This is a genomic window from Janthinobacterium kumbetense (assembly GCF_023703445.1).
Classification (GTDB): domain Bacteria; phylum Pseudomonadota; class Gammaproteobacteria; order Burkholderiales; family Burkholderiaceae_D; genus Janthinobacterium; species Janthinobacterium kumbetense.
In genome coordinates this window covers 1-6,392 of sequence record NZ_JAMQGR010000027.1, presented here as the reverse complement: position 1 = coordinate 6,392, position 6,392 = coordinate 1, and the positions used below count along the sequence as shown (strand labels likewise).

Below are 6,392 nucleotides of genomic sequence, written 5' to 3'. Positions count from 1 at the left end.
GAGAAAAACCCGATCAGCAATGGTCGGGTTTTTTTTCGTCTGCTGGTTTTACCTGGCGCCGGCTTTTTGTCGTGCGTACGGCGAAGTTGCGCGAAGTTATCGCTCGTGAGCACTTTTTACGGGGGTGAGTGTGCTGCAAAATGCCTATCTTGCCCGGTCCATGTTGCTAACTGCGGGCACCGTCATGTTCTCTTCATATTCACACTGTACGATGACTTGCATGGCTGCCGCCCTTGGGCGGTCAGTCCCTTTCATCCCATCAAGTAAATGTGTGCATCCATGTTGGCCAAGCTTAAACTCGTCAAAACTCTCAAAGGCATCGATAGTATCTTGATGCTGTCGGCCATGCTGATACTCTGGATCGGCAATTACAGCAACCTCGATCTCATGATCGCCGACAGCATGTTCGACGGGACGCGTGGGCAATTTGCCGGCACGGGCAGCGCGTTGGCGGGCAATTTCCAGCTCGGCATGATCTCGCTTGGCTCCGCCTTGATCTGCTTGGCCATCTGGGACACCTTGCATCCGCTGGCTCGGCTTGCTTCACGCCGCAGCGCCTTGCGCGTCGTGGCTCTGTCGGTCGTCTTGGTGCCGTTAAGCATTTATTTGCTCTCTTCCTTCAGCGATGTGCCCTGTCCCACGGATTTGCTGCGCTATGGCGGACTGGCGCCATACACGCGCCTGCTGGAAACATTGCCCGCCAATGCATCTGCCATGGTTTGCCTGCCCACCATGCAGACGAACACTGCCTGGTGGATGCTGGCCTTGCCATTGTTTTGCCTGCCCGGACGGCCACGCACGGCGCTTCTGCTCGCTGGCGTCATGCTACTGTGCGGTTTGGTGACAGGCTGGCAGCAACAGTTGCAAGGTACGCAATTTTTCACGCACACCTTGTGGTCTGCCTGGATCGCCTCTTTCCTGATATATCTGCTGCATAATCTGCTCCGGACCGAGGACGCGTTGGCCTGAAACATAAAAGTACGTCACAATCTGCCTGTCTAGTTGTCGTTTCATACAAAAACAGGAGCACCATGAACGAGCAGATTGCGAGAGAAGTGGTATTGGTCCGTGCTATCGAGACGGCCGACCAGAAAAAAGAAGTCCTCAGCGAGGATGACCGCATGTATGCCAGCCGCAGCGCGCGTGAGCTTGCGCAGTGGCAAGCTTCGGGCAAACAGGCCGAAGTGACGGGTGACGATTTCCTGCAGCAGCGCTCCGAGTTGATCCTCAAGCGCATCACCGAACGCACGCCCGCCTTTGCCGCTTTCGCGAAACGCCGTAACGGCATGAAAACCCTGGCGCTGACCTTGCCCCTGCTGGCACTGCTGCTGGGCGCCGGGCTCGACCGCATCACGGATCCCCATCGTGTGGATCTGTTGTCGGCGCCCTTGCTGCTGATCATCGCGTGGAACGTGCTGGTCTACCTGGGCTTGCTGATCTGGCTATGCATCCCCTCGCATGCCCTCGGCTGGCCGAAGGCGGGACTGGTGCGCCACCTGAGCGTGGGCCGCCTGGCCTTGCCGCGCAAGTTGCCGCACGCCTTGTCCTCGGGTTTGCTCAGCTTCATGGGGGAATGGGCGCACCTGAGCTCCAAGCTGACGGCCGCGCGCCTGAGCCGTACCATCCACCTGAGCGCCGCCATGTTTGCCATCGGCGCCGTCGCCTCGTTGTATGCGCGCGGTTTCCTGTCGCAATACGCAGCAGGTTGGGAAAGCACCTTTTTGAGTGCCAGCCAGGTACACAGCCTGCTTTCAACCCTGTTTGCGCCGGCTATTGCCCTATTTCATTTGCAAGGCTTTTCGCTGGCGGAAATCGAAGCGCTGCGTTTCCCGCAAACGACCACCGTCGAAGGTGGCGCCCGTTGGGTGCATTTGTATGCGGCAACCATCTTTCTGCTGGTGGTCGTTCCCCGCCTGATCCTTGCATTGGTCAACAACTGGCGCGCCGCGCGCCTGACCAGGCACTTTCCGCTGGATCTCGATCAACCGTATTTCCGCAAGCTCAATGAAAGCATCGGCGTGGCCACGGGCGGCATGTTGCGCGTCTTGCCATACAGCTTTACTGTCGATGAGGCGCGCCACAAGGGCCTGGGGCAACTCGCCCTCATGTTGTTCGGTGAGCAAGGCCGCATGATGCTGCGTCCGTCGACGTCGTATGGCGAAGAGCCGCAGGACGTCCTGCGTGGCACGGACCTGAATGATCCGCAAGTCAATATCACGGCCGTGCTGTTCAACCTGACGGCGACGCCGGAAAAGGAAAATCATGGCGCCTTCCTCGATTACCTGGCGCAATCGTCAACACGCGGCATCGCCGTCCTGATCGACGAGTCCGCCTACCTGGAGCGTGCGGGCGAGCAGGCGGATAACGGCGCGCGCCTGGCGGAACGAGTCGCCTTGTGGCAACAATTCTGCCAGTTCCACAAAACCACGGCCACCCTGGTCAATTTGCTCAATCCTGCCTTGCACCCGCTCGATGCTGGTGTCGGGCTGAAAGTATCGGCAGCAGCATGAGTGTGAATGTGAATAAAGATGTGCAGGATGATGCGGTGCAGATTCAGTTCGCGCTGATTTCGCACACGAATAATGGCAAGACGACACTGGCGCGTACCCTGGTGGGCGTGGATGTCGGCGAAGTGCGCGACGCCGCCCACGTGACCGTGTTTGCTGAATCGCATACCTTGCTGGCGACGCCGCAGGGTGATGCCCTGCAATTGTGGGATACGCCAGGCTTCGGCGACTCCGTGCGCTTGCTCAAGCGCTTGGGGCAGTCGGGCAATCCCATCGGCTGGTTCCTGCGCGAAGTGCTGGACCGCTACCGCGACCGTCCGTTCTGGCTCAGCCAGCAAGCGTTGCGCACGGCCAAGGACTCTGCCGACGTGGTGCTATATCTGGTCAACTCTTCCGAAAATCCCCGGGATGCAGGTTATTTGCCAGCGGAAATGAAAATCCTCGCCTGGCTGGATAAGCCCGTGGTGGTCTTGCTCAATCAGATGGGGCCGCCGCGTCCGGGCAATGAGGAGCTCGGCGAGCAGGCGTGCTGGCGCGAGCATTTGCAGCAGTATCCGATCGTGCGCGGCGTCCTGGCGCTCGATGCCTTTGCCCGCTGCTGGGTACATGAGCGCGTGTTTTACGAAGCCGTAGGTAAATTGTTGCCGCAGTCGCAGCAAGCTGGCTACGCGCGTTTGTTTGCTGCCTGGCAAACGCAAAATACGGCGCGTTTTCAGCAGGCCATGCATTTGCTGGCCACCCAGCTGGCCATGGCTGCCCAGGATCGCGAAGCCATTGATCCGGCGTCCAAGGGCTTGCTGAAATCGGCCTTGCAGGTAGTGGGTATCGGTAAGAATGCAGAGCAGCAACGCCAGGAAAAGGCCATGGCCAGCCTGGTAGCGCGCCTCAATACGCACAGCGGCGAAACGACGCGTGAACTGTTGATCTTGCACAAACTCGATCCTACCGATGCGCATAAGATCAATAGCAGGATACGGGAAAATTTCGCCGTGCGCGCGCCGATCGACAAGGCGCAAGCGGGGTTGTTGGGCGCCATGATTTCCGGTGCGGCAACGGGACTGTCGGCCGACCTGATTTCCGGCGGCTTGACCTTGGGCACGGGGGCCTTGCTTGGCGGCGTGGTCGGTGCGCTGACGTTTGCTGGCGCCGCCTGGGGTTTTAATTCCGGCACGGACCGCAACGAGCCCACCATGCAATTTACCGATGCTTTCCTGCGCACCCTGGTGGTGGCGGGCGTGCTGCGCTATCTGGCGGTGGCGCATTTTGGCCGTGGCCGCGGCAACTTTGTCGAAAGCGAAGCGCCGGCCTTCTGGCAGGATGAGGTCGAGCAGGCGGTAGCGCGCCATGACGCTGCTCTGGCCGAGCTGTGGAAAGACGTGCGCCGGGAAAAGTCGCCGGAGCAAGCCGCCGAGCGCGTGCTGCCCCTCCTGTCGTCCATCACCTCCGATACCCTGGCGCGTCTGTATCCGGATGTGGCGCGCCTGGTGTAGATACCTGGTGTAGATCATCAGGCGCGGGCTTGCAGCCACTGCTCCAGAAACTGCACGCAGGCCCTGACCTTGGCCGAGTTCGACAGCCGGGAGGTGGTCACCGCCCACACATCGGCCGCCTGTTGATACGCGGGCAAAATGCGCAGCAGCTTGCCTTGCGCCAGGCTGCTTTCCACATCCCATGCCGAACGCAAGATGATGCCGTGGCCATCCAGCGCCCATTGATGGACGATCTCGCCATTGTTGGCCGAGAGCGGTCCGTCGACCTTCACCGTTTCCAATCCTTGCGGCCCCTGCAGTTTCCAGCGCCGCCCATCCTGGTCGCGTTCGCGAATGACGATGCAGTCATGCTCGCGCAGCTGCGCCAGGGTGTCCGGCGCTCCGCGTCGTGCCAGGTAGGCGGGCGCGGCGCACAGTACGCGTTGGTTGCTGGCAATACGGTGGGCGATCAGGTCCGGTTCATGGACCACGCCGATGCGAATGTCGAGATCGAAACCTTCGCCCAGCAGGTCGACGGGCCGGTCGAGCAATTCCAGCTGTATTTTCAGGTCTGGATACTGCCGTGCCAGCTGGGATAGGGCAGGACCGAGCCGGTTGCGTCCGAAACCGGAACTGGAGCAGATGCGCAGCACGCCTTGCGGCTGCAGTTTCGACTGCGCTACCGCCTCACCCATTTGCTCGACATCTTCCAGGATGCGCTGCGCCCATTGCCGCACGATCTCGCCGTGATCGGTGACGCTGACCCGGCGTGTGGTCCGGTGCAACAGCCGTACTTGCAGTGCCGCTTCCAGCATGCCTATGCGCTTGCTGACGACGGCCTTGGAAATGCCCAGTTCCAAGGCCGTGCCGGCGAAGCTGGTTTTATGGGCGACCTGGCAAAACAGGCGTAAGTCTTCCAGCAGCGGTGTATGTTTCATTGATTGACCACGAAATGTGAATACTTGGGTTATGAGTTACCTGATTGTATTCTCATGCGGCGCCAGTATCATCAATGCATCCATCTAGCATCCATCTATAACCAGGAGAACCCCATGCCCGCACACCGAATCGCAGTCATCGCCGGCGACGGCATCGGCAATGAAGTCATGCCGGAAGGGCTGCGTGTCGTCGAGGCCGCCGCGCGCCGTTTCAATATCGACCTGCAGTTCACGACGATGGCATGGGCCAATTGCGACTATTACCTGGAACACGGGCAAATGATGCCCTCGGACTGGTTTGCCCAGCTCAAGGATTTCGATGCCATCTACTTTGGCGCTGTGGGCTGGCCGGACAAGGTACCCGACCACATCTCCTTATGGGGTTCGCTGCTGAAATTCCGCCGCGAATTCGACGAATACGTGAATCTGCGTCCCGTGCGCTTGATGCCTGGTGTGCCGTGCCCGCTGGCGAACAAGAAGCCAGGTGATATCGATTTTTATGTGGTGCGTGAAAATACGGAAGGAGAGTATTCATCCGTGGGTGGGCGCATGTTCGAGGGGACGGAACGCGAAACGGTGCTGCAGGAATCCGTTTTTACGCGCAAGGGTGTCGACCGTATCCTGAAGTATGCGTTTGAACTGGCGCAAAGCCGGCCTAAAAAACACCTGACATCGGCCACGAAATCGAATGGCATCGCCATCAGCATGCCGTATTGGGATGAGCGGGTGGAAGCCATGGGCCCGAGCTTTCCCGATGTCCGCTGGGATAAATACCATATCGACATCCTGGCGGCCCGCTTTGTATTGAGCCCTGAACGCTTCGACGTGGTGGTCGCTTCGAATCTGTTTGGCGACATCCTGTCCGACCTGGGGCCCGCCTGCACGGGGACGATTGCCATCGCACCGTCGGCCAATATCAATCCGGAGCGGACTTTTCCTTCCGTTTTCGAGCCGGTGCACGGTTCCGCCCCCGATATCTATGGCCAGAATATCGCCAATCCGATCGGCATGATCTGGTCGGGCGCCATGATGCTGGACTTCCTCGGCAATGGCGATGCCAATTACACGGCGGCGCATGATGCGATTGTGCGGGCCATCGAGCAGGTGCTTGAGCATGGTCCGCGTACGCCAGACATGGGTGGCAGCGCCAGTACGACGGATGTCGGCATGGCGGTTGCCGAATTGCTGAAATAAAGCTTGCTGCCTGTGAGTGGCTTTGCTATAGTTCGCCTCCCCAATGAGACGCACTAGTTTGCGGCACAAAAGGGACGGCCTTCAGGGGCTGGGTAGTAAAAAGAAGGTGTTGACGGATGTAGCGAAATGCTTCATACTCTTCCTTCTTCGCAGCTGACAGACACAACGCTTTGTCGATAGCGCGAAAGCAGTACCGAATACAGTTCTTTAACAATTAACAGTCGATAAGTGTGGGCATTTGATGTAGGTGCAGCAGAGATCTTCGGATTGCTGTAATACTTAAA

The 6,392-nt window shown here is 59.2% G+C and carries 5 protein-coding genes; 4 read left to right on the top strand and 1 reads right to left on the bottom strand.

The annotated features are described in order from the left end of the window. The first annotated feature begins 279 nt into the window (after nucleotides 1–279). The 3 genes from NCG91_RS27760 to NCG91_RS27750 all read left to right on the top strand — a co-directional run bounded on the left by NCG91_RS27760 (nucleotide 280) and on the right by NCG91_RS27750 (nucleotide 3,997). Complete coding sequence (locus NCG91_RS27760; RefSeq protein ID WP_251352077.1) at nucleotides 280–969, top strand: phosphatase PAP2 family protein; 690 nt, start codon at nucleotides 280–282, stop codon at nucleotides 967–969. A 62-nt stretch (nucleotides 970–1,031) separates the two neighbouring features. Then, nucleotides 1,032–2,510, top strand: coding sequence for a DUF2868 domain-containing protein (locus NCG91_RS27755; RefSeq protein ID WP_251352076.1), 1,479 nt, complete (start codon nucleotides 1,032–1,034; stop codon nucleotides 2,508–2,510). Then, nucleotides 2,507–3,997 carry a DUF3482 domain-containing protein gene (locus tag NCG91_RS27750; RefSeq protein WP_251352074.1) on the top strand — a complete coding sequence of 497 codons (1,491 nt, stop codon included), beginning with the start codon at nucleotides 2,507–2,509 and terminating at the stop codon, nucleotides 3,995–3,997. Before NCG91_RS27755 ends, NCG91_RS27750 begins: the two co-directional genes overlap by 4 nt. A gap of 17 nt (nucleotides 3,998–4,014) precedes the next feature. Here NCG91_RS27750 and NCG91_RS27745 read toward each other — a convergent pair whose 3' ends face one another. Further along, nucleotides 4,015–4,914 carry a LysR family transcriptional regulator gene (locus NCG91_RS27745; RefSeq protein WP_077408866.1) on the bottom strand — a complete coding sequence of 300 codons (900 nt, stop codon included), beginning with the start codon at nucleotides 4,912–4,914 and terminating at the stop codon, nucleotides 4,015–4,017. 114 nt (nucleotides 4,915–5,028) lie between these two features. Here NCG91_RS27745 and NCG91_RS27740 point away from each other — a divergent pair, with 114 nt between their 5' ends. Further along, nucleotides 5,029–6,108: a tartrate dehydrogenase gene (locus tag NCG91_RS27740; protein ID WP_077408865.1), complete on the top strand. Its 1,080-nt coding sequence runs from the start codon at nucleotides 5,029–5,031 to the stop codon at nucleotides 6,106–6,108. Nucleotides 6,109–6,392 lie beyond the last annotated feature (284 nt).